Source organism: Sorangium sp. So ce321, assembly GCF_051530195.1.
GTDB lineage: Bacteria > Myxococcota_A > Polyangia > Polyangiales > Polyangiaceae > Sorangium.
Map to the genome: position 1 here is coordinate 6426970 of NZ_CP150329.1, position 23822 is coordinate 6450791.

General features: G+C 72.3%; 18 protein-coding genes and 2 tRNA genes. 7 read left to right on the top strand and 13 right to left on the bottom strand.

All coding sequences use genetic code 11. The features are described 5' to 3' along the window. Positions 1-56 precede the first annotated feature (56 nt). Positions 57-1619: a L,D-transpeptidase gene (locus WME89_RS23680; protein WP_438011373.1), complete on the top strand. Its 1563-nt coding sequence runs from the start codon at positions 57-59 to the stop codon at positions 1617-1619. A 59-nt stretch (positions 1620-1678) separates the two neighbouring features. Here WME89_RS23680 and WME89_RS23685 read toward each other — a convergent pair. From WME89_RS23685 to WME89_RS23730, 10 genes are all read right to left on the bottom strand, one after another. Next, positions 1679-1755: transfer RNA gene (locus WME89_RS23685), tRNA-Met, on the bottom strand. Positions 1756-1848: 93 nt separating this feature from the next. After that, entirely contained in the window at positions 1849-3240 is a 1392-nt protein-coding gene (locus WME89_RS23690; RefSeq protein ID WP_438011374.1) for an energy transducer TonB, read from the bottom strand. 67 nt (positions 3241-3307) lie between these two features. Beyond that, positions 3308-4117 carry a TatD family hydrolase gene (locus tag WME89_RS23695; RefSeq protein WP_437664018.1) on the bottom strand — a complete coding sequence of 270 codons (810 nt, stop codon included), beginning with the start codon at positions 4115-4117 and terminating at the stop codon, positions 3308-3310. A gap of 8 nt (positions 4118-4125) precedes the next feature. Then, complete coding sequence (locus WME89_RS23700; RefSeq protein ID WP_438011375.1) at positions 4126-6537, bottom strand: PrkA family serine protein kinase; 2412 nt, start codon at positions 6535-6537, stop codon at positions 4126-4128. Between the two features lie 24 nt (positions 6538-6561). Further along, entirely contained in the window at positions 6562-7035 is a 474-nt protein-coding gene (locus tag WME89_RS23705) for a hypothetical protein (protein ID WP_437627506.1), read from the bottom strand. Positions 7036-7265: 230 nt separating this feature from the next. Then, entirely contained in the window at positions 7266-8537 is a 1272-nt protein-coding gene (locus WME89_RS23710; protein ID WP_438011376.1) for a serine/threonine-protein kinase, read from the bottom strand. Between the two features lie 13 nt (positions 8538-8550). Beyond that, on the bottom strand, positions 8551-9306 hold the full coding sequence (locus WME89_RS23715) for a zinc ribbon domain-containing protein (RefSeq protein ID WP_438011377.1): 756 nt from the start codon (positions 9304-9306) through the stop codon (positions 8551-8553). A 35-nt stretch (positions 9307-9341) separates the two neighbouring features. After that, a tRNA-Ile gene (locus tag WME89_RS23720) sits at positions 9342-9415 on the bottom strand. Positions 9416-9682: 267 nt separating this feature from the next. Next, the gene (locus WME89_RS23725) at positions 9683-10672 is read right to left on the bottom strand and encodes a formylglycine-generating enzyme family protein (protein ID WP_438011378.1); all 990 of its coding nucleotides are present in this window, start codon (positions 10670-10672) and stop codon (positions 9683-9685) included. Position 10673: 1 nt separating this feature from the next. Continuing rightward, positions 10674-11726 (bottom strand): formylglycine-generating enzyme family protein, encoded by a 1053-nt coding sequence (locus tag WME89_RS23730; protein ID WP_438011379.1) that lies wholly within the window; start codon positions 11724-11726, stop codon positions 10674-10676. 232 nt (positions 11727-11958) lie between these two features. Here WME89_RS23730 and uvrA point away from each other — a divergent pair, with 232 nt between their 5' ends. After that, positions 11959-14922: an excinuclease ABC subunit UvrA gene (uvrA, locus tag WME89_RS23735; RefSeq protein WP_438011380.1), complete on the top strand. Its 2964-nt coding sequence runs from the start codon at positions 11959-11961 to the stop codon at positions 14920-14922. 123 nt (positions 14923-15045) lie between these two features. On the opposite strand, the gene WME89_RS23740 is transcribed toward uvrA, so the two are convergent. After that, on the bottom strand, positions 15046-15408 hold the full coding sequence (locus tag WME89_RS23740; protein WP_437627512.1) for a TraR/DksA family transcriptional regulator: 363 nt from the start codon (positions 15406-15408) through the stop codon (positions 15046-15048). Positions 15409-15832: 424 nt separating this feature from the next. Between WME89_RS23740 and WME89_RS23745 the strand changes: the two genes are divergently transcribed. Both WME89_RS23745 and WME89_RS23750 read left to right on the top strand, forming a co-directional pair. Continuing rightward, on the top strand, positions 15833-16813 hold the full coding sequence (locus tag WME89_RS23745) for an NUDIX hydrolase (RefSeq protein WP_438011381.1): 981 nt from the start codon (positions 15833-15835) through the stop codon (positions 16811-16813). Between the two features lie 183 nt (positions 16814-16996). Beyond that, positions 16997-17416, top strand: coding sequence for a response regulator (locus tag WME89_RS23750; RefSeq protein ID WP_438011382.1), 420 nt, complete (start codon positions 16997-16999; stop codon positions 17414-17416). A 51-nt stretch (positions 17417-17467) separates the two neighbouring features. On the opposite strand, the gene WME89_RS23755 is transcribed toward WME89_RS23750, so the two are convergent. Next, complete coding sequence (locus WME89_RS23755; protein ID WP_438011383.1) at positions 17468-19282, bottom strand: N-acetylmuramoyl-L-alanine amidase; 1815 nt, start codon at positions 19280-19282, stop codon at positions 17468-17470. A gap of 219 nt (positions 19283-19501) precedes the next feature. On the opposite strand from WME89_RS23755, the gene WME89_RS23760 reads away from it, so the two are divergent. The 3 genes from WME89_RS23760 (at position 19502) to WME89_RS23770 (ending at position 22854) form a co-directional block, all read left to right on the top strand. Then, positions 19502-19918 carry a YbjN domain-containing protein gene (locus tag WME89_RS23760; RefSeq protein ID WP_438011384.1) on the top strand — a complete coding sequence of 139 codons (417 nt, stop codon included), beginning with the start codon at positions 19502-19504 and terminating at the stop codon, positions 19916-19918. A 125-nt stretch (positions 19919-20043) separates the two neighbouring features. After that, on the top strand, positions 20044-21387 hold the full coding sequence (locus tag WME89_RS23765; protein ID WP_438011385.1) for a hypothetical protein: 1344 nt from the start codon (positions 20044-20046) through the stop codon (positions 21385-21387). 90 nt (positions 21388-21477) lie between these two features. Continuing rightward, positions 21478-22854, top strand: a complete 1377-nt coding sequence (locus WME89_RS23770) for a hypothetical protein (RefSeq protein ID WP_438011386.1) — start codon at positions 21478-21480, stop codon at positions 22852-22854. 104 nt (positions 22855-22958) lie between these two features. Here WME89_RS23770 and WME89_RS23775 read toward each other — a convergent pair whose 3' ends face one another. Further along, entirely contained in the window at positions 22959-23549 is a 591-nt protein-coding gene (locus WME89_RS23775) for a Uma2 family endonuclease (RefSeq protein WP_438011387.1), read from the bottom strand. Positions 23550-23822 lie beyond the last annotated feature (273 nt).

Here is a 23822-nt window from a genome sequence, read left to right on the forward strand (position 1 = left end):
AACCCTGCCCCGGCGGCCTTGCCCGGCCGCGCGTCCTGCGCGGGCGGCTGGCAGGAATGACCGTCGCGCTGGCGCTGTCCGGATGCAAGGCGGCGGACGCGGCGATGGAGCTTTCGAAGGAGGCGGCGCGCGACGACGGCGCGCTTCAGGTCCCCGCGCTGCCTGCGGACGGCCCCAGGCTCGTCGCGCTGCGCGCCGGGACGCCCGTGCTCGCGCGACCGCAGCCAGGTGGGCGGAAGCTGGGAGAGCTCTATCCGGGCGGCGCGGTCGTGCGATCCTCGGAGCCGTACGGACGCGCGGGGTGCAGCGGCGGATGGTACGCGATCCGCCCGCGCGGCTTCGTCTGCGCAGGCGACGGCGCCACGCTGGACACCGAGGTGCTCTCGGTCTTGCCGGCCCCGCCCGACCTGTCGCGACCCCTCCCCTACCGCTACGGGCGCGCGCGAACGCAGGGAACCCCGGCGTACTTCGCGGTGCCGAGCCGCGAGGAGCTGCAGCACGCCGAGCCGGATCTCGAGCGCCACCTCGAGCGCGTGCAGCGCAGCGACGCTCAGCTCGGCGCGTCGGCCAACGACGTCCCGCTGGACGCGCGCGGCGTCGCCTCGGGGCCGCCGGTGCTGCTGCCGGGAGGAGACGGCATCGGCGAGGACGGGCGGAGGACCGAGGCCGGATACTTCCTCTTCCCGGTCGCCGATACCATCGCTCCGCTGCCTCCCCTCCCCGCGCTCGGCATCGAGCTCAGCGCGCAGAGCAACGAGCGCGTCGATCTGCGCTCCTCCCTGAAGACGGTGGCGCTGCGCAAGGGCAGCGGCGTCGCGATCTCCCGCACCTTCACGGCGGGAGAGGCCGACGGACGCAGGCTGGGCGCGACGCCGGATGGCCGGCTCATCCCGACCGATCGGCTGCAGGCCGCGCTCGGATCACCCTGGCATGGCCTGGATGTAGAGAAGCTCGGGCTGCCGGTGGCGTTCGTCCATCGCCATGACGTGAGCACGTGGTCGCTCGGCCGGGGCAAGGCGAGCCCTAACGAGGAGGAGCTCGAGCGGCACACGGGCGTGCCGCTCACGGGCAAGTTCAGGACGGTGGACGGCGTGCGCTTCGAGGAGGCGCGCGACGGCTTCTGGCTGCGGGCGCAAGACCTCGTCGTCGTCGTGCGTCGCACCAGGTTCCCCGAGTTCGCCAGGGGCTCACAGCGCTGGATCGACGTCAGCCTGGCCAACCAGACGCTGACCGCCTACGAGGGCCAGAAGCCGATCTACGCGACGCTGATCTCTTCCGGACGCGATCAGCTCCGCGACCCTGCGTCGAGCGCGTCCACGGCGCGCGGCACCTTCCGCGTGCGGAGCAAGCACGTGACGCGCAACATCGACCCGCGCGAGGTCGCCGACAGCTTCGACGTCGCCGACGCGCCGTGGGTGATGGACTTCGCGCCGGGCCATGCCTTGACCGGCATGTACTGGGGCGCCGGCGTCGGTGAAGCGCAAGGCTTCCACGACATCGCCCTGACGCCCGTCGACGCGCGGCGGCTCTTCCTGTGGGCCGAGCCGGAGGTCCCCGACGGCTGGCACGCCGTGTACAACGGCGACGAGGAAGGCACCCTCGTTCACGTTCGCCCCTGATTCGCTAGTCGCAATCACTGGTCCCTTGCGGAAGACCAGCGGCCGACTGTCACCATTTCTGGTGCCGAAGGAGGGAATCGAACCCCCGACCCGGCGCGTATGAAACGCCTGCTCTGGCCAGCTGAGCTACTTCGGCTAAAGTGAGGTCGGACTAGTACCGCTCCGTCCACACACTGTCAAGCGATGTTTTGCGCGCCGCGACGGGCAGCCGACGCGCATCGGCCGGGGATCACCGAGCGCGCCCGGGCCGCTTCGGCAGGACCGCGGGGTTCCTCGCCTCGAAGGGCATCGACCACCGGAAGGTCTCGCCGAGCTCGGGGGGCACCGGCGGGTACGGCGCGCCGCGCAGCACCGCGCGCCGGCAGTTCTCGTCGAACTCGGGAATGCCGCTCGGTCGTGTCACCGAGGCGCTCCCCACGTTCCCGTCCGCGCGGATCACGAAGGTCACGATCACGGTCCCCTGAAGCCCCTCGCCCGCTGCCCACCTGGGGAAGGCGTCGGCCCAGAGCGGGTCGAGCTTGGCCATGACCTGCCGCATGTAGAGGCTGCGCCGGCGATCGAGCGGGTCGTTGTCGAGCAGGCGGCCGCGCCCTGAGCCGAGCGCGCTGGAGCGCGCGCCGGCTCCCGCCACGCCGCCCGAGCCGGTCGCGCCAGGCCCTGCCTCGCCGCCCGGGCCGAGCCCGCGCGCGCCTCCGGCCGAGCTGGCATGAACGAGCGACTGGATCGCCGTCGCCACCTCCTGTTCGCTGTCGAGCGTGTCGTTCGGTCGCCCCGCGACGTCGGCGGGGACCGAGGGCGTCCCCACGGCGACCATCGGCCGCGCCAGCGGGACCGCCGCGCTGTCGCGGTGATCCTCGCCAGGCCGGCCGTCGCGCACGCCCAGCCCCGCGGACGCGCGCTCGCCGCCTTCCACGGCCCCGCCAGCGGCGCGCGGGCTCGCTCCCACCGGCAGCGTCGCGCCGGGCGCGCCGAGCGCATCGGCCGCGCTCTCGACGCCTGCGGGCGTGGCTGCAGCGCCGCGCGTGCTGCCCCGGCGCTCGGGCGCGCCGCGGTCGCGCGCCCCCGTCGAGGGATCGCGCTCGGCCGAGGCGCGCCGCTCGACCCGGCTGCCGGCGCGACCACCGGCGAGGAACGTGAGCTCCATGGGCTCCCGGCTCGCGCGCCAGTCCTCGCGCGAGACGCGCTGAGACGACGAGCGGACGCGCTGGATCTGGCTCCTGTCGAGGCGCGATCGGACCTCGGGAGACAGGAAGGTGGCGTCGTCCCTGTCGGCGAGGTTCAGCGCGGGCAGCGCGGCCGCGTCCGTACCGCCGCGGCCGCGCGCGCCCGTGTCTGGCCGCGCTGCGCCTTCGCCTCCTCCGCGAGCCAGGCTCGCGGGTCGCTCCGGCGCGATCGCGGCCGCGCTGTCGAGCGTGCCGTCCGAGACCACAGGCAGGTCGATCTCGATCGGCGCGCGCATCGCGGCCGGCGAGCCGACCGTTCGCGCGAGCGTCACCTCGCGCGCCGAGAGCGAGCCCGCGACGATCAGCGCGCCTGCCCCGAGGAGCCCCGCGTGCGCCGCGACGGAGAGCGCCCACGCGGAGGCGATCCGGCGGCCGTCGTCGCGAGACCTCTGCGCCATCGTCCTTTCACTATGCCCCGAAATGCGCGTGAAGCGAGCCCGGAGGCGCGGACCGCGCGGGGCCGGTTCAGCCGGTGAGCGCGGCGGACGAGGCGGCCTCGGGCGAGCGCAGCCGAAGCCGCCTGCGGGTGTTCTCTGCGGTGCGCGCGGCCAGCGCCTCGAAGGGCTCGCCCCGGAGCTCCGCGACGAAGCGGGCCGTGTGCAGCACATGGCCTGGCTCGCACCGCTTCCCCCGGAAAGGGACGGGCGCGAGGTAAGGGCTGTCTGTCTCGACCAGGATCCGGTCCCCGGGCGCCCACGCGGCGACCTCCTGGATCGCGCGCGCGCTCTTGAAGGTCACGATGCCCGAGAACGAGAGGTCGAAATCGAGCGCGAGCGCCCGCTCGGCGAAGGCTCGGTCCTCGGAGAAGCAGTGGATGATGCCCCCCACCTCGCTCGCCCCTGCGCGCTCCAGGATCGCGAGCGTGTCCTCGGCCGCCTCGCGCGTGTGGATGACGATCGGCTTCTCGACCTTGCGCGCGAGGGCGACGAGGTCGGCGAACACACGCTGCTGTGTGTCCCTCGTCGAGTGCATGTAGTGGTAATCGAGGCCGATCTCGCCGACGGCGACCACCTCGGGGCGGCGCGCGAGCACCTCGAGCTCGGCGAGCATCCTGTCGTCGAGGGCGGAGGCGTCGTGCGGATGGACGCCGACCGCGGCGTGCACGTCGGCGCGCCGCGCCGCGAGGTCCGCGGCGAAGCGCGCCGCGGAGAGGTCGGCGTCGACGCCGACGACGACGAACGCGTCCACGCCGGCGGCCCGCGCGCGGTCGAGGACGGCGTCCGCTCCCTCGCGGAAGTGGTGCGGATCGACGTGGCAGTGCGAGTCGATGATCATGCTTCGCTTCAGGTCACGAGCTCCGCGAAGCGCGCGCGGAGCAGCGCGCTCGCGGCGTCGAGCGCGCAGCGATCGCAGTAGCCCATGCCGTGCAGCCGCTCCAGCGCGCGCGTCGCGTTCCGGCGCTCCTCCTCGCGCAGCTCGCCCCAGCCCTTGTCGGGCCTGCCGTCGCCCTGGGCGCCCTGCGCGTCGCGGAGCAGGGCGACGAGGTCGCGCACGAGCAGCGCGACGCCCTTGCGCCGCTCGGTGAACACCGCCTCTCGCACCTTGCGGATCTGCTGCGGGAACACGACCGCGTTCACGATCTTCTGGCCCGGGTGGTCGATGGCCCACGCCGCGATCGCCGAGATGAGACCGCGCCGGTGGTCGTCGTGCTTCGTGCGGATCCCGAGCAGCGCCTCCACCTCGCGCATCATGCGCTCGTCCGGGCTCTCGAAGTCGCCCGTGTGCGGGTTCCTGATCTTCTCGCCCTTCACCCAGACGCCGACGTGGGAGATGTAGCGATCGAACAGCTCGGCGTAGCGGGTCTCGTCGACGAGGCCGCTGGCGGTCCGCATCTCCTCCTCGATCGTGTCGAGCAGGCGCGTGCGCACGACCTCGCGGAAGAGCCGGTGGTCGTGGTAGCCGCCCGCGAGCTGCTTCTCCTTGAGCCAGTCGTACTCCGCCTGCCGCTTGCAGAGCGCGTCGAGCTCCGACAGCACGGCGAACGGCGAGAGGCACGCGTGGTCCGCGCTCTGCGCCGCGTCGAGCAGGAGCGTCCGCACCTCGCGCGGCGAGACGCCGAGCCGCCCCTCGAAGTCCACCGACGCGTCGCTCTCGTGGTAGATGGCCTCGATGCCGGCGCGCAGGACCTTCTGCGCCTCGGCGTCGAACCGCTCCGGCGCCGTGCCCGTCGCGAACAGCTCCATCTTCTCGACGGCGGTGAGGCTCGAGACGAGCGGCGCGAGCGCGTCGGGGTACCGCTTCGCCTCCGGCTGCCGCATGCGGGTGAGCACGGCGAACTGCGCGGCGACGCGCGTCGCGTGCGGGGCGACGTGGCGGGTCACGAACGGGACGATCTGCATGTCGTAGATCGTCTGCTCGTCGACGTAGCTCCGGAGGTACGGCGCGCGCAGGAGCTCGAAGCGCCCGCGGAAGCTCGGGAACTCCGGGTGCTCGCGGAAGGCGTTGAGGTGCACGTCGTTGGCGCTGCCGAGCATGACGACGTTCGTCTGCAGCGTCTGCTGCGGCAGGCTGACCTCGCCCGTCTCCAGCGTGAGCTGCAGGTAACGGAACGCGTCGAGCGGGCGCTTCAGCAGGTCGCTGAACTCGAGCACGCCGCCGGCGGCCTCGATGAGCTCGCCGTGCGCCTCGAAGAGCGTCGTCGCTTGGAGGGAGGTCGGGAGCGAGGCGAGCGAGCGATCCGCCGTGATCTGCCGCTCACCGGCGTCCACCGAGAGCTCCGGGCCGATCGTGACGGCGCCGACGCGGTAGCGCCGCGAGATGAAGTACCGCTCGACCTGGACGTGCCGCAGCGTCTCGACCAGCGAGCCGCCGCTCGCCACGAGCAGCGCCTCGAAGACCTGCTGGTTCTTGTGGGACAGCTTGCCGCTCATCAGCCACTCGGGCGGCGGCTCCGTCGCGCCGGCGTCCTCGTAGAGCTTCAGGATGAGCGCCCGTCGCTCGCGCACAGGGAGCAGGAACAGCGGGTGATCCCTGAGCTCGATCACGAGCCGGGCGTCGATCTGATCGTCGGTGAGGTGCGCGTAGCTCGTCCCGTCCGCGGCGCTCGCCTTCACGTCGCCGCCGAACCCGATCGAGCCGCGCATCGTCTTGCGGCTCGGGAACACCCAGTGGAAGCGGTAGACGGCGCCCTCGTCGAGCGTCGAGTAGTGCTCCAAGGCGCGCAGGATGCAGCCCGCGAGCGTGCTCTTCGCCGAGCCGTTCGGCCCGTGCATCAGGACGAGCCGGTTGGCCCTGCCCTCGCGCACGAAATTGCACAGCACCCGGTACACCTCGGCCTGGAGCTCCTCGTGGCCGATCAGCGCGAAATCCCGGCCGTGGTAGGCCCCCGACGCCGTCGCGCTCTGCTGCGCCGCCTCGTCCGCAGGGAGCTCCCACGGCAGATCGAACAGCTGGAAGCGGGTCAGCTCTCCCCAGGGCTTCTTGATGGTCCGCGTGCCGAAATGATCGAACATGTCGCGGACGTAGCGGGCCGCGTCACGCCCGAAGCGGACCGGATTCGAGGCGAAGAGCTCCAGGAACTGCTGGAAGGAGAGGACCCGCTGCTCCTCGCTGAAGCGCCGGGCCATCGAGGAGGCGATGGAGTCGAGCTCGGAGAGCGCCTTCCGGGCCCGCTCCGCTGCGCTGCCCTGGACTGTCTGGCTGGGGCCAACCGCGCCGGGCTGGCCCTCCCGGCTACCGGAGGTGTCGTTGTTCACGTGGGGCCGAGTTTACCGCTGTGCTTACTGCACGTCGATGACCGCCTCGAGCTCCTGCTTCTGCATCAAGCAGTTCGCGGCGCTACAGATGCTGAAGGAGAGCACGCCCGCCACCTTGGTCTTGCCCTTCTTGGCCGCGACGAACGGAACCTTGAGGAGGCCCTTGTTCTCCTCGAACGAGCCGTCTTCGCGCTTGAGCAGGGGCTTCGGGTACGAAACGCCCTCGGCGGCCGCCTCGGCGACCTTGAACTTGATGGGGTACTTGTCGTTGATGTGGTAGTCGCCCTTCGACAGGAGCGACACCTCCACGAGGCCCTCCTGGCCGGCCTTGTACGTCCCAGTCGGCTTCATCTCGAGGGTGTAGACCGCATCCTCGACCTTCGACTTTCCGCCCTGCGGCGCGGCGGCGGGCGCCTCGGCTGCGCGAGAGGTCGCCGCTTCGCTCTGGTTACAGCCCGAGCCGAGGGCGGTGAGCCCGGAGAGTGCAATCAGGCACATCGCGGCGGAGAGGGGCTTGGGGGTCCGAGTTGAAGGATGAGTGCTCATGGTCAACACAAATAACACAGCGGGGGCGTCCGCGCGAACCTGGGGCCGTCGGCCTTCCCGGAGGCTTCCCGGAGGCTTCCCGGAGGCTTCCCGGAGGCTTCCCGGAGGCTTCCCGGAGGCTTCCCGGAGGACCGGCAGGCCGCGCCGGATGGGGCACGGCTCAGTGCGTCGTCATCGCGTCGTCAGCGCGAGATCAGCATGGCGACGAGCGCGCAGAGCAGCACCGCCGCGCCGACCACAGCGGGCACGACCCAGCGCGGCAAACGCTGGGGCACTCCCATGACCATATCCTCGGCGAACGCGTCGGCAGCGCCCGCCGAGGGAACAGCGAGCGCGGCGGCGACAGCCCGGCTGTCCGCGCCGGCGTGGCCCATGCTCGCGCCCTCGACGGCCTTCTGGTGGCGGGCCAGGACGGCCGGCAGCGCGGTGCGGATGCGCGCCGCGAGCTCCTCCTGCGGCATGTACGCCCAGTCGCGGTGAGACCCCGCGAGGCCGTACGCATGACCGACGCCGTCGGCCAGCAGGCCGACGGAGGAGAGGCGCGCTTCCGGGCTCTTCATGAACGCCTTTTCCATCACCGGATCGAGCGACGCCGGGACCCCGTAGGCCTTGCCCGCCTCGCTCGGGGGCAGCGGGTTGCTGCCCATGATGGTCACGAGGATCATCGGGCCGGTCGACGCGTGGAACGGGACCCGCCCCGTGACGCACTCGAAGACGATCGCCGCGACCGACCAGACGTCGGCGCGATGGTCGAGCGCGAGCAGCCCCTGCGCCTGCTCGGGCGACATGTAGAACGGGGAGCCGATCGTCGTGCCGACGACCGTCAGCTTCTTCGCGCCCTCGCTGTTGTCGCGCACGCTGCCGAAGTCGAGGATCTTCACCTTGTCGCCGTCGCGCGTGCCGACGAGGAAGATGTTGTCCGGCTTGAGATCGCGGTGCACGACCTTGCGCTCGTGCGCCTCCACGAGGCCGAGCGCGAGCTGCGACAGCATCCGCACGAGGCGCTCGGGGCGCAGCACCTTGTCGCGCTTCAGGAGCGTCCGCAGCTCCTCGCCCTCGAGGTACTCCATGACCAGCGCGAAGCTGTGGTCCTCCGTCTTCTCGAAGGCGAGCACCTCGACGATGTGCTCGTGCGGCAGCGACGCGCTGACCTCGAACTCGCGGTGAAACCGCTCGACGCTCACCTCGTCGAGCGCGACCTCGGGGTGGAGGATCTTCAGGGCGACGCTCCGGCCGGCCCGGAGGTCGAGCGCCTGGTAGACGCGCCCCATGCCCCCGTCCGCGACGATCCGCCAGACCTGATAGCGCCCGCCGCAGAGGGTCGCGCCGACGCGCCTGTCGTCCGGGTGCCTGGGCGGGGAGGCTTCGTTGACCGGGATGAGGCGCTGGCCGTCGACCGGGCAGAAGCCGCTGTCGTGCGAAAAGAGCCTGAAGCAGGCGGAGCAGGTCTTCAAGCCGCAACCCGGGTCAGGCGCGGGAGGGGTCCGCGGCCGGCGAGCTGCCCGGCGCGGGCTCTGGCGGCATGTAGTAGAGGATCCGGGCGCAGTGCGGGCACCGCTCGAACTCCTCCTGGCGGCGCATCTTCTGGAACATCATCGGCGGTACCGAGAGGTGGCAGCCGAGGCACGTGCCGTCGTACGTGCGGGCGATCGCGACGGGCCTGCGCGTGCGGATCGACTCGTAGCGGCGGTACAGGACGACCGGCAGCCTGCTGACCACCTGCTGGCGCACCTCGGCGCGCTGGGCGCGCTCGGCCTCGAGCGAGGCCAGCGATGCCTGCGTCCCCGGCGCGCTGCCGTCGATCGCCCCCGACAGCTCGACGCGCTTCGCCTCCGCCTGATCGATCGCGGTGCGCGCGCCCTCGGCGGCCGAGTTCAGCCGCTCGATCTCTTCCTCACGGTCGCGGTGCAGCTTGCGCAGCTCCTCGATCTCGCGCTGCGCGGCGTTCGACTCGCGCTCGTTGCGGGAGCGCTGCAGCTTCTCCCGCGAGCGCTCGATCTGGTTCGACATCTGGCGGAACTCGATGACGAGCTCGGACCGAGTCTTCTCCATGGTCGCCAGGGTCTCTCGATCGCCCTTCAGCCGCTCCTCTAGCCGCTTCAGCTCGGACCGCATCCCTTCCAGGCTGCCGCGCTGCTTGTCGAGCTGCTCATCGATGCGGCGGATCTCGCTGTCGATGACCGACAGCTCTTCGAGGAATGCGATCTGCTCGCGGATGCTCACGTGCTTCCTTGTCTCCTTCTGTTTCGTGGCTTTCGTGGGCCCACCTGGACTCGAACCAGGAACAGCCCGGTTATGAGCCGGGGGCTCTGACCGATTGAGCTATAGGCCCTGGTGCAAGAGCGAAGCCCTGAGCGGGCCCGCCTGTTGAAGCACCGGCGGACAACGTAGTCCAAGCGGCGCGCCGTTGGAAGGGGAGCGGTTTCGGCGGGCCCGGATTGACCTCGGCGGACCGGAGATCGACCGCGTTCCACGGCGGTCCGCGGCGCCTCGGCCGCGTGAGGAGCCGGTCGCAGGCGGCGCGCTCGCCGCCCGGGCACCTCGCCGGCGCGCAGCCGCCCGCGTCCCCCGCCGCAGCCCCGCGCGCCGCGGACCTCGCTCAAGGCCCCTGCCGCCCGCCCGGATCGGCCATCGGGCTGCGGCGCGGGATGCGGGCTGCCTTGTCGGCGGGGGTCACGGCCTTGCCCCCGTCGAGCGCGTCGGCGCAGCACCGGAAGCCGACCTGGTAGAAGCGGAACCACCGGTTGTGCGTCGACGTGACCGGGCGGCACCTCGACCGGATCGGCCCCCAGTAGCCCCCCTTCAGCGTCGATCGGAACGGCTTTTCGTCCATCTTGCCGAGCGAGTTGTTCACCCACTCGTCGACGTTGCCGGTCATGTCGCGCACGCCGAAGGGGCTCACGCACCGGTGCATCTCCCCGGACGCGACCCGGCGGTCGAGCCGCTCGACCTCCGCGGAGATCTTCCACGGGTCGGAGAACGTCTCGAGCACGGGCATCGAGATCTTCCTGTCGATGTTGCAGGCCTCGGGATCTCGCGCGATGCCGTAGGGGTACGGCCACATCTGCGGGCCCTCGCACGCGAACTCCCACTCCTCGACGGAGCAGAGCCGCTTGCCCTCGACCTCGCACGCGCGCTGCGCGTCCAGCCAGTTGACCATCACCGCCGGGCGGACGCCCTCGATGTTCGGGTACTCGAAGACGTCGATGCAGAAGCGCCGGTGCTGGAGGCGCCCCTCGCAGAGGACCTCGGGCTCGAACCGCGCGCACACGTCCTTCTCCTCGTCGATGTAGGCGGCGCAGTGGTGCCCGACGTAGGGGCAGTAGATGCCGTCGACGAGCACCATCCCCGAGAGGCACGCCGTGGCGCTCGCCGGGTTGACGCGCACGTACGCGGGCAGCGGCGGGGGCGCCGGCGGGGCGAGCGCGGCAACGGGCGGCGCCGGCTCCGGCGGGGCGAAGCTCGTCGGCGGCGCGGCGCTCGCCGCCTCGAGCGGCTCCCGCGGACTCTGGAAGCGGGGGGCGAAGAGGAGCGCGCTCACCAGGGCGGCGACGACGAGGGCGGCGATGAAGGCGATGCGCTCGCGCATGTCAGTCGTACACGTCGTCCTTCTCGCCGTCGCGCTGCTCGATGAACGGCCGCGGCGGCGGCGTGACGATGCCGTCGACCGTGTCGGCGCAGCAACGGAAGCCGGCCTGGTAGAACTTGAAGGTAGGCCCGTGCCCCCCCGTCGTGAGGCGGCAGGTGTTCCGGACCGGCCCCCAGTAGCCGCCGTTGAGCGTGGCCGGGCGCGCCGTGCTCGGATCGTCGGCGAGGTTGTCGGTCCACTCGTCGACGTTGCCGGAGAGGTCGTACGCGCCGTACGCGCTGATGCAGTTCGGGTGCGATCCGATCGGGTCGGCCTGCCACAGCCGGGCGATCTCGTCCTCGCGGGTCGCCTCGTCCACGATCGCGCCGATGTCGAACGCGATCGCGGCGCGGTCGATGTTGCAGGGGCTGGGCGTGCGCACGAAGCCCCAAGGATAGGGCAAGCGCTTCGGTCCTTCGCAAGCGAGGATCCACTCGGAGCGCCGGCAGAGCCGCTTGCCGATCGAAGCGCAGAGCGACTTCGCCTCGTACCAGTCGACGTAGACGCGCGGGAGCTCGCCGACCCGGTTCGGCCACTCGTGGCGGTCGATGCAGAAGCGCCGGGGATCCACGGCCGCACGGCACCGGGCGCCGCGCGCGTACTCGGGGCAGCCGTGGCCGGCCCCGTCGCCGGCGCGAGCGCACACGTACGGGAGGTCCGGGCAGAAATCGCCCTCCACGAGGGTCATGTCGTCCGGGCACGCGGCGCGCGCCGCCGGGTCCGCGGCGAAGCGGTCGACGAGCGGGGCCGGGACGTCGGCGGGCGAGCCCGGAGCCGGCGCGGCTGGCTCGTCCGCGCGAGCGGCCGTGCCGGGCGCTGGTGGAGTGGACGACGGCGAGAGAGGCGCCTGCGGCGGGGGCGACGGCGCCGCGGGCTCTGGGAGACGCGTCGCGGCAGGGCGGGCATCGAGCCGCCCGGGCGGAGGGGACGGCATCAGGAGCAGCGCGTCCAGCTCGGGGGCGTAGCGCGCCATGAGCGCGACAGCGCCCAGCGCAGCGCCGGCGCCGACCGCCATCAGGACACTTCTTGAGCGCGCTTCCACGTCACCCCGCGCGCCCCCTCATAGTCCAGCTCGCAGCGCAGCGACGTGAGAAGAATTCCAAGACATCCGGAAGGCCTTGCCCTGCGCGCCGCGCGCCGGCGGTTTTCGACGCGCCGCGCGCCGCGCGCGGGCGGGAGCGCGTGGCGCCGCGCGCAGGAGCGGCGCCACGCCCGCGTCCGTGTGTGATAGCTCTCCGGTTCCCCCTATGGATCGACTGGTCGTTCGAGGCGCTCGGCAGCACAACCTCAAGAACGTCAGCGTGTCGCTTCCGCGCGACCGCCTGGTGGTGATCACCGGCCCCAGCGGCTCGGGCAAATCGTCCCTGGCGTTCGACACCATCTACGCGGAGGGGCAGCGCCGGTACGTGGAGTCGCTCTCCGCGTATGCGCGTCAGTTCCTCGAGCAGCTGTCCAAGCCCGACGTGGAGTCGATCGAGGGCCTCTCGCCCGCGATCGCGATCGAGCAGCGCGCGCTGGCGAAGAGCCCGCGCTCCACCGTCGGCACGGTGACCGAGATCTCGGACTACCTCCGGCTGCTCTTCGCGCGGGTCGGCACCCCGCACTGCCCCGCGTGCGGCAAGCGGATCGAGGCCCAGACAGTGCAGCAGATCGTCGACCGGATCCTCGATTTCGGGGACAAGACGCGGGTCACGATCATGGCGCCGATCGCGCGAGGCCGCCGTGGAGAGCTGAAGCTCGACATCGAGCGGCTGCGCCGCGAGGGCTTCGTGCGCGCGCGCATCGACGGCGAGGTCGTCGACCTCGGCGACGAGATCGTCCTCGATCGAACGCGCGCGCACGACCTCGACGTGGTCGTGGATCGGATCGTGGTCAAGGAGGGCATCAAGGGCCGGCTCACCGACTCGGTCGAGCTCGCCCTCAAGCTGGGCGAAGGCAGGCTGCTCGTCGACATCTCCAGCGAGGGCATGAAGATCGAGCCGCTCTGGATGAGCGAGCGCTTCGCCTGCATCGATTGCGGCATCTCGCTGCCGCCGATCGAGCCGCGGATGTTCTCCTTCAACGGCCCCCACGGCGCGTGCCCGGCCTGCGACGGCATCGGCGCGAGGACCCGCATCGATCCGGACCGCGTCGTCCCCGACCCGCGGCGGACGCTCCGCGAGGGCGCCGTCGTGGCCTGGGGCCGCCGCGGGTCGCTCGCGCTCGCCACGGAGACCGACCGGGCCGTCCAGGCGCTCGGCTGCGATCCGGACGTCCCGTGGGCCAAGCTGCCGGCGGCCGTGCGGCAGGCGATCCTCGAGGGGGGCGAGCCCGGCGGCGGCCGGGGGAAGAAGAAGGCAGCTTACGAGGGGATCATCCCGCGGCTCGAGCGCCTGCTCAGCAGCGGCGAGCCCGCCTTGACCGACGAGGAGGACGCCGATCCCGACGAGGACAGCGCCGTGCTCTCCGACGAGATCGGCCGCTTCGTCATCACGCGGGTGTGTGACGCCTGCGACGGCAGGCGCCTGCGCCCCGAGGCGCTCGCCGTCCGGCTCGGCGATCGCAACATCGCCGACGTCGGCACCCTGCCGCTGCGCACGCTGCGTGTCTTCCTCGAGGGGCTCATGCCGCCCAGGGACGGGGCGCCGCGGGCCTCCGGCGACGGCTCGGGGACGGGCGATGCCCCGGTCGACATCGGGCTCGCGCCGCGCGAGCGCGCGATCGCGGAGCCGCTGCTCCGGGCGGTGATCGCCCGCCTCGGGTTCCTCATCGACGTCGGGCTCGACTACCTCACGCTCGACCGCTCCGCGCAGACGCTCTCCGGCGGCGAGGGCCAGCGCATCCGCCTCGCGACGCAGATCGGGGCCGCGCTCGTCGGCGTGCTCTACGTGCTCGACGAGCCGTCGGTGGGCCTGCACGCGCGCGACAACACGCGCCTGCTCGAGGCGCTCCGGCGGCTCGTGGACCTCGGCAACACCGTGGTCGTCGTCGAGCACGACCGCGACGCCATCCTCGCGGCCGACCACGTCGTGGACATGGGCCCGGGCGCGGGCGTGCACGGCGGCAACGTGGTGGCGCAGGGCACGCCGGAGGAGCTGAGCGCCGATCCCGCGTCGATCACGGGCCCCTACCTCAGCGGCAAGAAGCAGCTGGCGATCCCGACGAAGCGCCGGCGCCCCGACGGGCGCTTCATCCGCGTGGCCGGCGCGCGGGCGCACAACCTCCGCAACGTGACGGCCGACATCCCCGTCGGCCTCTTCTGCACGGTCACCGGCGTGTCCGGCTCGGGCAAGTCGAGCCTCATCGTCGACACGCTGCTGCCCGCCGCGAAGAACGAGCTGTACCGGAGCTCGGCGCCGATCGGCGCGTGCGACGGGATCGAGGGCCTCTCGCACATCGACAAGGTGATCTCGATCGACCAGGCCCCCATCGGGCGCACGCCGCGCTCCAACCCGGCGACGTACACGGGGGTCTTCGGCCTGCTTCGCGAGCTCTACGCCGGCCTCCCGGACGCGAGGACGCGCGGGTACAAGGCGGGCCGCTTCTCGTTCAACGTGAAGGGCGGCCGCTGCGAGGCCTGCCAGGGCGACGGCGTGCTCCGGATCGAGATGCACTTCCTGCCCGACATCTTCGTGACGTGCGAGACGTGCGGGGGCCGCAGGTACAACCGCGAGACGCTCGAGGTGCTCTACCGCGGGATGTCGATCGCCGACGCGCTCGACCTCACGGTCGAGCAGGCGATCGAGCAGTTCGAGGCGCTCCCGCGCGTCCGGGAGCGGCTCGCCGCGCTCGCGCGGGTCGGCCTCGGCTACATCACGCTGGGCCAGCCCGCGACGACGCTCTCGGGCGGCGAGGCGCAGCGCGTGAAGCTCGCGCGCGAGCTCGCTCGCAAGGCCACCGGCCGCACGCTCTACGTGCTCGACGAGCCGACGACGGGCCTGCACTTCTCGGACATCGAGGTGCTCACCGCGAGCCTCATGAGCCTGCGCGACGCCGGGAACACCGTCCTCGTGATCGAGCACAACCTCGATGTCATCGCCTGCAGCGACTGGGTGATCGACCTCGGCCCCGAGGGCGGCGAGCGCGGCGGGACCATCGTGGCGGCGGGCACGCCGGAGGACGTGACGCTGGAGGAGGCGTCGTTCACCGGCGCGTACCTGCGCGAGGTGCTCGCGGCGGCCAAGCGCCGCGGCCCGCAGGCGCCGCGCGGCCGCGCGGCCGCGCGCAAATAGCAAGACGGGCGTGGCCCCGCCCGGTCCCCACGACGTGGACCGGAGCCGGGAGCGCACGCCCGACGACGCGGAGACGGCGCCGCGCGGAGGCCGCCGAGCCGGAGGCCCTCGCGCGGCGCAGCGTCAGCCGTAATCCTTCTCGACCCTCTCCTGGTCCTCTTTGCAGCGGATGCAGAGGCTCGTCTCGGGGCGCGCCTCGAGGCGCTTCGCCGAGATCTCCTCCTCGCACTCCTCGCACTTGCCGAACGAGCCGTCCTCGATCTTCACCAGCGCCTTCTGGATCTTGTCGAGGAACGACTTCTCGCGGCCCCGCAGCCGGAACGTGAACGACTGCAGGTACTCGCTCGACGCGAGGTCCATCTCGTCCGGGAGATCGTTCGCGTCGAGCATCATCTCCTCGGTCAGCGTTTGCTTGGCCTTCTTGATGATCTCGTCGCGCTTCGTCTCAAGCAGGGTCTTGAACTTTTTCAGCTGGGCCTTGTTCATAGGTCCTCTCGCGTCGAATGCGCCGTTCGGCGCTGCTGTGTGAGCTCCCTGGCGCATGCAAGCGGCGGGGCGCTGCCCCCCCGGCTGCCGAAACGGGGCTTACGGCTCCGCGACATATCCGGAGAGGCCAGACAGCCCCCGAAACTGCGAGGCGCGGGATTCTAAGCGTGAGCGCCGAGCCCGTCAACGACGCCTCCGTCAAAGGCAGAGTTCGTTCGTATCGTCCGGCAAATACCGAGGTTTCGATGAAGCGGCCGCGACCGCCTGCGCGTTGCGGCATCAGTGTCAGGAGAGAGTGGAAAGCGTCTACGGGGAAGCCCCGAGCAGCCGGAAAGGGCGGCGGCATTGGCCCCGAACAGGCATGCTCACCGCAGAGCACGCCAGAAAAGAGACGCAGAGGACGGTTTGACGAAAGACAGCTCACGTGGAACAAATTTATCCTAGATTGCTGGATTTTGATCAGAACCGAAACCCGGTACGACCTCGCGACGCCGCCACGGTGATCGTCCTCCGTGACGGTCGCGCTGGGCTCGAGGTGTTCTGCGTTCGCCGCCACGCGAGCTCGAGCTTCATGGGCGGCGCCGTTGTGTTCCCTGGTGGGAAGGTGGACGCACAGGACGGCGCGGAAGTCTGGGGGGATCGGGCGACCGAGCCGCCGGCGCGCGCCGCCGTGTTCGCGACGGAGGGGGCGACGGCGCGCGCGCTGTGCGTGGCGGCATGCCGCGAGACGCTGGAGGAAGGGGCCATTGTCCCGACCGACATGCCGCTGTCCGACGACGCGATCGACGTCGCCTTACGGGAGCTTGCCGCCGGGACACTGCTCGACGCGGTGCTCGAGCGGCGTGGCCTGAAGCTCGCCCTCGGGGCGCTGGTCCCATGGGCACGATGGATCACGCCCCTCGCCGAGCCGCGCCGCTTCGACGCGCGTTTCTTCCTGCTGCCGCTGCCGCGCGGCCAGGTCGGGCGACACGACGGGCACGAGACGACGACGAGCTTCTGGGCCGCGCCGCGAGAGGTCCTGGAGCGCGCCGAGCGTGGCGAGATCTTTCTCGCCCCGCCGACTTCACGCACGCTCGAGCTCCTCTCTGCGGCCGCGGACGTGGGCAGCGCCGTGGCGCTGGCGGAGCGCCAGTCGCTCTTGCCGATCTGCCCGCGCTTCGTCCCGGGCGACGGGGACGAGCCGCCCTATCTGGCGCTGCCGGGGGACCCCTCGCACGAGACCCGCGAGCGGCGGGCCGAGGGGTCGACCCGTTATGTCCTGCGCAACGGACGCTTCGTCGCCGAAGAGCGCTGCGCGCATGGATCCCCGATCCACATCAAACAGGAACGAGAGCCCGGATCCACCCGTTCCGACCAGTCTCGAAGCCCCCCGGACGAATGCCCCCTCCGTGCCGGCGACGCCTGATCTCGAGGAGTGAGCCATGGAAACGAACCCGAAAGAGAACACGACCCAGCCCGAGCTGTTCACCGCGAGCGACGTCGCGCGCTTTTGCCAGGTGGACCTCAAGACCATCCACAACTGGGCGGACAAGGGGAAATCCGCCACTTCCGCACGCCCGGACGGCACCTCCGCTTCCGACGGCTGGACGTGCTCGATTTCCTCCGAAAGTACGGCTACCCGATCCCGGAGATCCTGCGGATGGGCAAGCCGAAGGTCGTCGTGGTCGATGACGACCCCGCCGTCCTCGCCGCGCTCCGCAAGACCCTCTCGCGGCGGTTCGACCTGACGACGTTCCAGGATCCGTTCGACGCCCTCGTCGCGGTGGGCAACCTGCAGCCCGACGCGCTCATCCTGGACGTCATGATGCCGGGCCTCGACGGCGTCCGCTGCCTGGAGCGCCTCCGGTCGATCGACGCGACCTCGCACATCCGCTGTATCGTGTACTCGAACCACGAAGAGATGAAGAAGAACGCGACCGAGGCCGGCGCCTACGACTTCATCAAGAAGGGCGAGGCCGGCGAGCTGCGCGACTCGCTCGAGCGGCTCATGGGCCTCGAGCGAGGGTGAACCGAGGGTGAGCCGGGCGCGGGCGTCGCCTGCGCAGGCCGGCGGCGCCCCTCACTTGCCCTCGCGGTAGGCGCGGATCGCGTTCACGATGGCGTCCGCCATCTTCTGCCGGAAATCAGCGGTGGCGAGGCGGGCCTCGTCCTCGGGGTTCGAGATGAACGCCGTCTCGAACAGGGCGGCCGGCATGTCGGCGCCGGCGAGGACGAAGAAGCCCGCGCCCTTGACGCCCTGATCCTTCGTGTCGGGGTAGCGGGGCGCGAGCGAGGCGAGCGACGACCGCTGGAGCAGCTCGGCGAAGTGGCGCGACCGGGCCGCCATGTCGCCGACGTTGAGGTTCGACAGGATCGCCTCCACCTCGAGGCGGGCGTCGGCATCGCCTGGATCCACGCCCTGCCCTCCCCTGGCGGCGCGCGCGGCGTTCTCACGCGCCGCGAGCTGCGCCGACGTCGCCTCGGCGTCGTGGGAAGCGGCGAGCGAGAAGGTCTGGACGCCGCGGGCGCGGCCGTTGTCGCTCGCGTTGCAGTGGATCGAGACGAACAGGTCGGCGTGGAACGCGTTCGCGCGCGCGGTGCGGAGCTCCAGCGGGACGTAGACGTCGCTGTCGCGCGTGAGGAGCGTCTCGATCTTGAGCTCGCGCGCGAGCAGCGGCGCGACGCGGTGGGCGACGTCGAGCGTCACATCCTTCTCCCGGAGCCCGGTGGGGCCGACCGCGCCGGTGTCGTTGCCGCCGTGCCCCGGGTCGATCACGACGCGCCGGACCTCCCGGACACCGCCGGGCTTGCTCTTGTCGTCGCGCACCGGAGGGCGGGTGCTCACGTCGACGACGATCCGGAACGGCTCGGGCAGGTAGAAGACCCGGCGGTACAGGTTGGCCGCGAGATCGAGGACGACGCGCGTGCCCTTCGGCTGCACGCCGACGCGCACCCGCCGCAGGACGCCGCCGACCTCGATCTCCCGCGCGACGCCGCGCGACGTCGCGCCCGAGATGTCGACGAAGACGCGGGCGTCCTTGCCGGCGTTCTCGTCCGCGGGGAGCGTGCCGACGTCGAACGTCGTCGGCGCGGAGAGCTCGACCACGACGCGCGCCCCCTTGTCCGAGCCGTGCCGCTCGATCCCGGTGATCTTCACCGGTCCGGAGGGCACGACAGCCCGCGGGGCGACGACGAGGTCGCCGCCGGCGTCGGCGGTCGTCACCTGCACCGGCGCCTCGCTCGCGGCGCTCACGGGCGCGGCGGAGGAGGCGGGCGCGGGCCCCGGCGCGAGGGCGAGCGCGACGCCCTCGACGCGGTGTCCCTCCTGCTCCAGGGCGCGCAGCGCTTCCCCGCTGGGCCGGTACGCGGCCGCCTGCGCCAGCGCGACCGCGATCGCGCCGAGGCACGGCGAGCGAGACGGCGGCGCGCCGCCCGACGGCGCGGGCGGCGCGAGGGCCGCGTAGCGCCGCGAGACCAGGTAGAGCTCGCGGTACGCGGCGGCGGCGTCGTGGGCGAGCTCGCCGGCGAGCAGCGCGCGGCGGCGCTCGGCCTGGCACGCGCGCTCGACGTGCGCCGGCTCGGCCGTGGCGCGGAAGGCGGTCGCGGACGCGGCGTAGAGCTCCATCGCCTCGCGCGCGTCGGTGACCGCTCGATCGAGGCGGAAGAGCCGCACGCGCAGATCGCCGGCGAGCTCCGCGAGCGAGGCCGCCTGCGCCGGCACACCGGCCCGCGACGACGCGATGGCGACGGCATCGGCGAGGGCGACCGTCTCGGCGCGGGGCGGGAGCCGCGCGCCCGGATCGAGCAGCGCGGCAGCGCGCTGCTCGTCGGAGAGGGCGGCGGGCGCGGCCGGTGCCCCGCCCTCGGCGCTGCACCCGAGCGCGTGCGCTGCCACCGCAAAAAGCGTGATCGCCGCGAACGCCGGGGCGTTACGATGGAGCTGCGCTGGGCTTGTGTGCCGTCGCCTCGCCGGGTCGGCCCTGTAAGCCCTGCGCGACGAGAGAACGGCGATACGTCCCGGAGGTTTCACGTGCCCGACCTCACGCCCACTTCATCCACAACACCCCTGTACGCGGACCGTGCGTCGGGGGAGAGGTTTGCCGACGCGACGAGCATGGTCAACGCGTATCTCGCCCGGTACGCCGCGAGCTCTCGAGGCGGGGGCGGCTCGGCGGGCGGAGCGGGCACGAACACGCTCGATGAGACGGGGTACGCGCAGCTCCAGCACGGGAGCGCGACGATCGGCGTCAACGTGCTGGAAGCGCAAGGCGTCATGATGGTCTTCTCGCCCATCATGGCCGTCCCCCTGAGCGGGCGCGAGGCGTTCTACCGGCGGCTCCTGGAGCTCAGCTTCATCGCCACCTCCGACGCGGCCTTCGCGATCGACAGGTCCCGCAACGAGGTGGTGGTACGCTGCCTCCGGCGGCTCAGCGCGCTCGAGTACGAAGAGTTCGAGGATATCATCACGACGGTGAGCCAGGTCGCCGATACCTGGGACGATGCGTTGCTGCGGGAGGTCGGCGGCGGCTGAGCTGCTCGAGGCCACCTCGGAGCGCCCCGGGGCGCGCTCCCCGCCGTCGCGCGGCGCGCTCGTAGCGCGCGGATCGGTCGCGAGATTGCGGTGCGGTAGACGCGGGTGATAAGTTCCTCCCCGCGATGACTGCGGGGGAGCGACCAACGACCGCGGAACCTGAAGAGCGCTCCCTCTCTGCCGAGGAAGCGGACCGGATCGCGGCGTCGATCCGGCCATCCTGGGAGGGGTTCGACGAGCTGTCGAACCCCCGGGGTGAAGCGCGCGGCAGCGCCCCCGGACCGGAGACCGGCGCCCCTGCGGCGGAGCAGGCGAAGATCCAGGGGGTGCCCATCGTTGGCGTGTCCGACGCGAGGCGCGAGCCCGCGGTCGCCTCCTTCGCTGCTGCGCCGGCGGCGACCGGCGCAGCGCCGGGGGCGCCTGCTGCAGGCGTGCTCCAGGCGCCGCCGGCCGGTGCGTCCGGCGTATCGGACACCGTGATCGACGGTGTGCCGACGATTGCCGTCGGAGACGAGCCGAAGGGAGCTCCTGCTGCCGAGGCCGCGCCCCGCCACACGGGTGCAGCGGCCGGCGGTGAGCAGCCCAGCCAGGCGTCAGCTCTGCCGCCCACGGACACCCAGGCGGCCGGCGGGGCTGCCGGCGCGAGCGCGCCCGAGGGCGGCCCGGGGAAGAGGGGCGAGTATCCCGCGCCCGCCGGGAAAACGCGCGTGGGAATGGGTGACCTGGACGCCATGCCCAGCGCGCACGCGACCGAGCCGGACGCGCCGGCCAGCGCGCGCGCGGCCGAGCCCGACGCGCCGACCAGCGCGCGCGCGGCCGAGCCGCAGGCGCGACCGGCGCCTGCGGCCTCGCCGCTTGCCGACGATGAACCGCGATCGGCGCGCGCTGCGCGCACGCGCTCTCGCGCTGCGCACCCGGCGCCGGGGAAGGCCGACGCCGCGGCAGCGACCGCCGCGCGCACGGACGACCACGATCCGATCGAGATCCCCGTGTCCAGCCCGAACAAGACGGCGCTGCGGCTCGGCATCGCGATCGTGGGCGCGGCCTTCCTGTTCTTCGTCGGCCGCGCCTTGCTCGCCCCGGGCCGCGACGACGCCGGCCCCGAGCCCGCGCCCACGTCGGCCTCGCCAGCGGCAGAGGCGCCGCCCACCGTGCCCGCTGCGACCCCCGTCGCCACCTCGCCAGCGACCGCCAGCGCCTCGCCCGCCGCCTCGGTCACGGAAGGCGGCGCCACGACGGCGCCGCCGCCGAGCGCCTCCGCGCCAGCGAGCTCGTCAGCTCCCGCGGCGACGCCGCCTCCGGCCGCCGCGGCGTCCTCGCCCGCCAAGGCGACCCCCGCGGCGCCGCCGCCCGAGCCGAAGGCGGCGCCCTCCGCAAAGAAGCCTGCGCCTCCGGCGCCGACGCAGCCCGGAACAAGCTCGACCGGGGGCAACAAGGGCGGCGGCATCATCCGCGATGCGCCGTTCTGAAGCGGCCCGGTTTCCTGCCTCGGCAGCGAGGCCTGCTGCAGCCGTCACCTTCCGCGGACGCCGACGAGGCGAAGCCCGACCTGAGGAGCCATGAAAATACGCGCCTGCGCCCCCGTCCTCCTGCTCTCCCTCATCGCTCCTGCTGTGCTCACCGAGGCCGGGCTCACCTCGTTTCCTCTCGGCGAGCCGCTGAGCTTCGCGCAGGGGTCCGATCCCATCACCGAGGTCGCGCGGCAGCGTTACGAGGACGGCGTCAAGGCGTACGACGCCGGTCGTTTCGAGGACGCGCGGACCGCGTTCCTCCAGGTCTACACGCTCAAGCGACACCCGGCCGTGCTGCTCAACCTGGGACAGAGCGAGCTTCGCTCCAATCACCTGGAGGACGCCGGCAAGCACTTCCAGCAGTTCCTGCGCGAGCACACCAGCGCGACCCCGGAGCAGCGCGCCGCCGCGGAGAAGGCGATCGCCGACGTGAAGCGGAGGACGGGCTTCATCGCCGTCGTCGCCGACGCGAACGGCGCGGACATCAGCGTGGACGGCGTCCTCGTCGGCAAGGCGCCCCTGCCCGATCCGGTGTTCGTGACCCCGGGCAAGCACACCCTGTTCGCGACGTACCAGGACAGGTCGGCGACCACCCAGGTGGACGCGAAGATCGGCGTGGCCACGCCGGCGACGCTCACCCTGGGAACAACCGGGGCTCCCCCCACGCCGGTCGCCGGCGCGCCGACGCCCGGGCCGGCCACGCCGGCTGCGCCGACGTCGACCTCGCCCGCAGCGACGACGCCGTTGCCGGCGCAGCCCCCGGCGGGCACCACGCAACCGGCGCCCGGCACGACGGCGCCCGGTACGACGACACCCGGCGCGACGGCGCCCGGTACGACGACACCCGGCGCGACGGCGCCCGCGGCCCCGACGAGCTCCGGCGGATTCACCCTCTCGACGAGCAACACGATGGGCTCGATGAGCCCGGACCAGACCGCCAGCGGCCGTGAGCCGTTCTTCCACTGGTACGCGCGCAAGCCGCTCGCCTGGGTGGGGACCGGCGTCGCGGGGGTCGGCCTGGTCATGGGGATCGTCGGCACGGCCATCACCGCCAACGCCAGCGGCAACGCCGACGACATCGGGACCGAGATCAAGGCGTTCGTCGCGAAGAACGAGAGCACGATCCCCGCCAACCGCAGGGCTCAGCCCTGCGGCCGGCGCGAAGATCCCTCGGGAGACCTCCGCGGCTTCGAGAATGCGTGCGGGAGCCTCCGGGAGGAGCTCGACAGCTATGACGGCGCGCTCCCCTGGGCGATCACAGGCTGGGTCCTCCTCGGCGTCGGGGTCGTCGGCACGGCGACGTACGCCATGATCGATTGGTACCCCAACGAACGGCCCGCCGCCGCGGCGGGTCCGCGCGTCACCCGGATCGCGCCCCTCGTGGCGCCAGGCCAGGCGTCCCTCAGCGTCGCGGGCACCTTCTAGTCCCGCCCACCAGGCATACGGCGAGGGATCCGGACCACCTTCGCCTCGACAGGAGGCCGCGAGGCACAGATCGTCGCCGCTGCCCTCGCCAGCGCGGCGGCCTGCTACTTCGCCCAGAGCACCGAGGGGTCGAGCTCGATGGCATCGAAGGGCTCGACGCGGACGCGCGCGGCGTCGCGGTGGGTCGCGACCGGGGTCCAGGCGCGCCCGGACGCGAGCGAGAAGACCTCGAGCGTGCGCGCGATCGGGTCGACCAGCCACGCGCACCGCACGCCCTCGCGCGCATAGATCGGCATCTTCTCGTCGCGGTCGACGTCCTCCGTCGAAGGGCTCAGCACCTCGCAGATCCAGTCCGGGGCGAGCTCGAAGTAGGCCGTGTCGGGCAGCTCCGGCATGCGCTCGACGCGCCAGCCCGCGAGGTCGGGCACGAGCGCGTCGATCTCGCCGGGCGCGCTCGGATCGGGGAAGTGGAGCTCGGGCTCGTCCAGGATGTGCCAGCCACCGGGTCCGCCGTCGCCTAGGTCGAAGGGCCCGCCCAGCTTGACGCCTAGCCTGGACGACGCCCAAGCGTGCTTCGGTGCCGGCCGGGGGAACACGTGCAAAGTACCGCGGACGAGCTCCGCCACCTTGTTCGGCGGGACGGCTTCGAGGTCGGCGTACGTGGCGCGGCGCTGCTTCTCGGCGAGCTGGCCCATGTGCCAAGCCTGCCCGGGAAAGCGAGGCGAGACAAGGCGGTGAGGAGCAGGCCGGAGCGGCGCGCCGGGGCCAGGCCGCTCCTCGGCGCGTGACGACGCAGGCAACCTCTGCGCGCACCCGTTCAGCTGGTCCTGGACGCGGCAGAAGATGCACCGCTGGGTTGAGCGGCATACCGCGTGATGATGTCAAAAAAACAGTTCGAACAGTCCACCAGGGCGCGCCGCGGCCCGCGCAGTGGCGTGAAGGTGCCCGTGGTCGATCGCGGCATGGGG

Bases quoted from the DNA above. Each gene is read 5' to 3' on its own strand.
- WME89_RS23775 (WP_438011387.1), bottom strand. From the start codon at position 23,549: ATGGGCCAGCTCGCCGAGAAGCAGCGCCGCGCCACGTACGCCGACCTC.
- WME89_RS23760 (WP_438011384.1), top strand. From the start codon at position 19,502: ATGGTCAACGCGTATCTCGCCCGGTACGCCGCGAGCTCTCGAGGCGGG.
- WME89_RS23740 (WP_437627512.1), bottom strand. From the start codon at position 15,408: ATGAACAAGGCCCAGCTGAAAAAGTTCAAGACCCTGCTTGAGACGAAG.
- WME89_RS23680 (WP_438011373.1), top strand. From the start codon at position 57: ATGACCGTCGCGCTGGCGCTGTCCGGATGCAAGGCGGCGGACGCGGCG.
- WME89_RS23705 (WP_437627506.1), bottom strand. From the start codon at position 7,035: ATGTGCCTGATTGCACTCTCCGGGCTCACCGCCCTCGGCTCGGGCTGT.
- WME89_RS23765 (WP_438011385.1), top strand. From the start codon at position 20,044: ATGACTGCGGGGGAGCGACCAACGACCGCGGAACCTGAAGAGCGCTCC.
- WME89_RS23730 (WP_438011379.1), bottom strand. From the start codon at position 11,726: ATGGCGGTCGGCGCCGGCGCTGCGCTGGGCGCTGTCGCGCTCATGGCG.
- WME89_RS23770 (WP_438011386.1), top strand. From the start codon at position 21,478: ATGAAAATACGCGCCTGCGCCCCCGTCCTCCTGCTCTCCCTCATCGCT.
- WME89_RS23695 (WP_437664018.1), bottom strand. From the start codon at position 4,117: ATGATCATCGACTCGCACTGCCACGTCGATCCGCACCACTTCCGCGAG.
- uvrA (WP_438011380.1), top strand. From the start codon at position 11,959: ATGGATCGACTGGTCGTTCGAGGCGCTCGGCAGCACAACCTCAAGAAC.
- WME89_RS23690 (WP_438011374.1), bottom strand. From the start codon at position 3,240: ATGGCGCAGAGGTCTCGCGACGACGGCCGCCGGATCGCCTCCGCGTGG.
- WME89_RS23725 (WP_438011378.1), bottom strand. From the start codon at position 10,672: ATGCGCGAGCGCATCGCCTTCATCGCCGCCCTCGTCGTCGCCGCCCTG.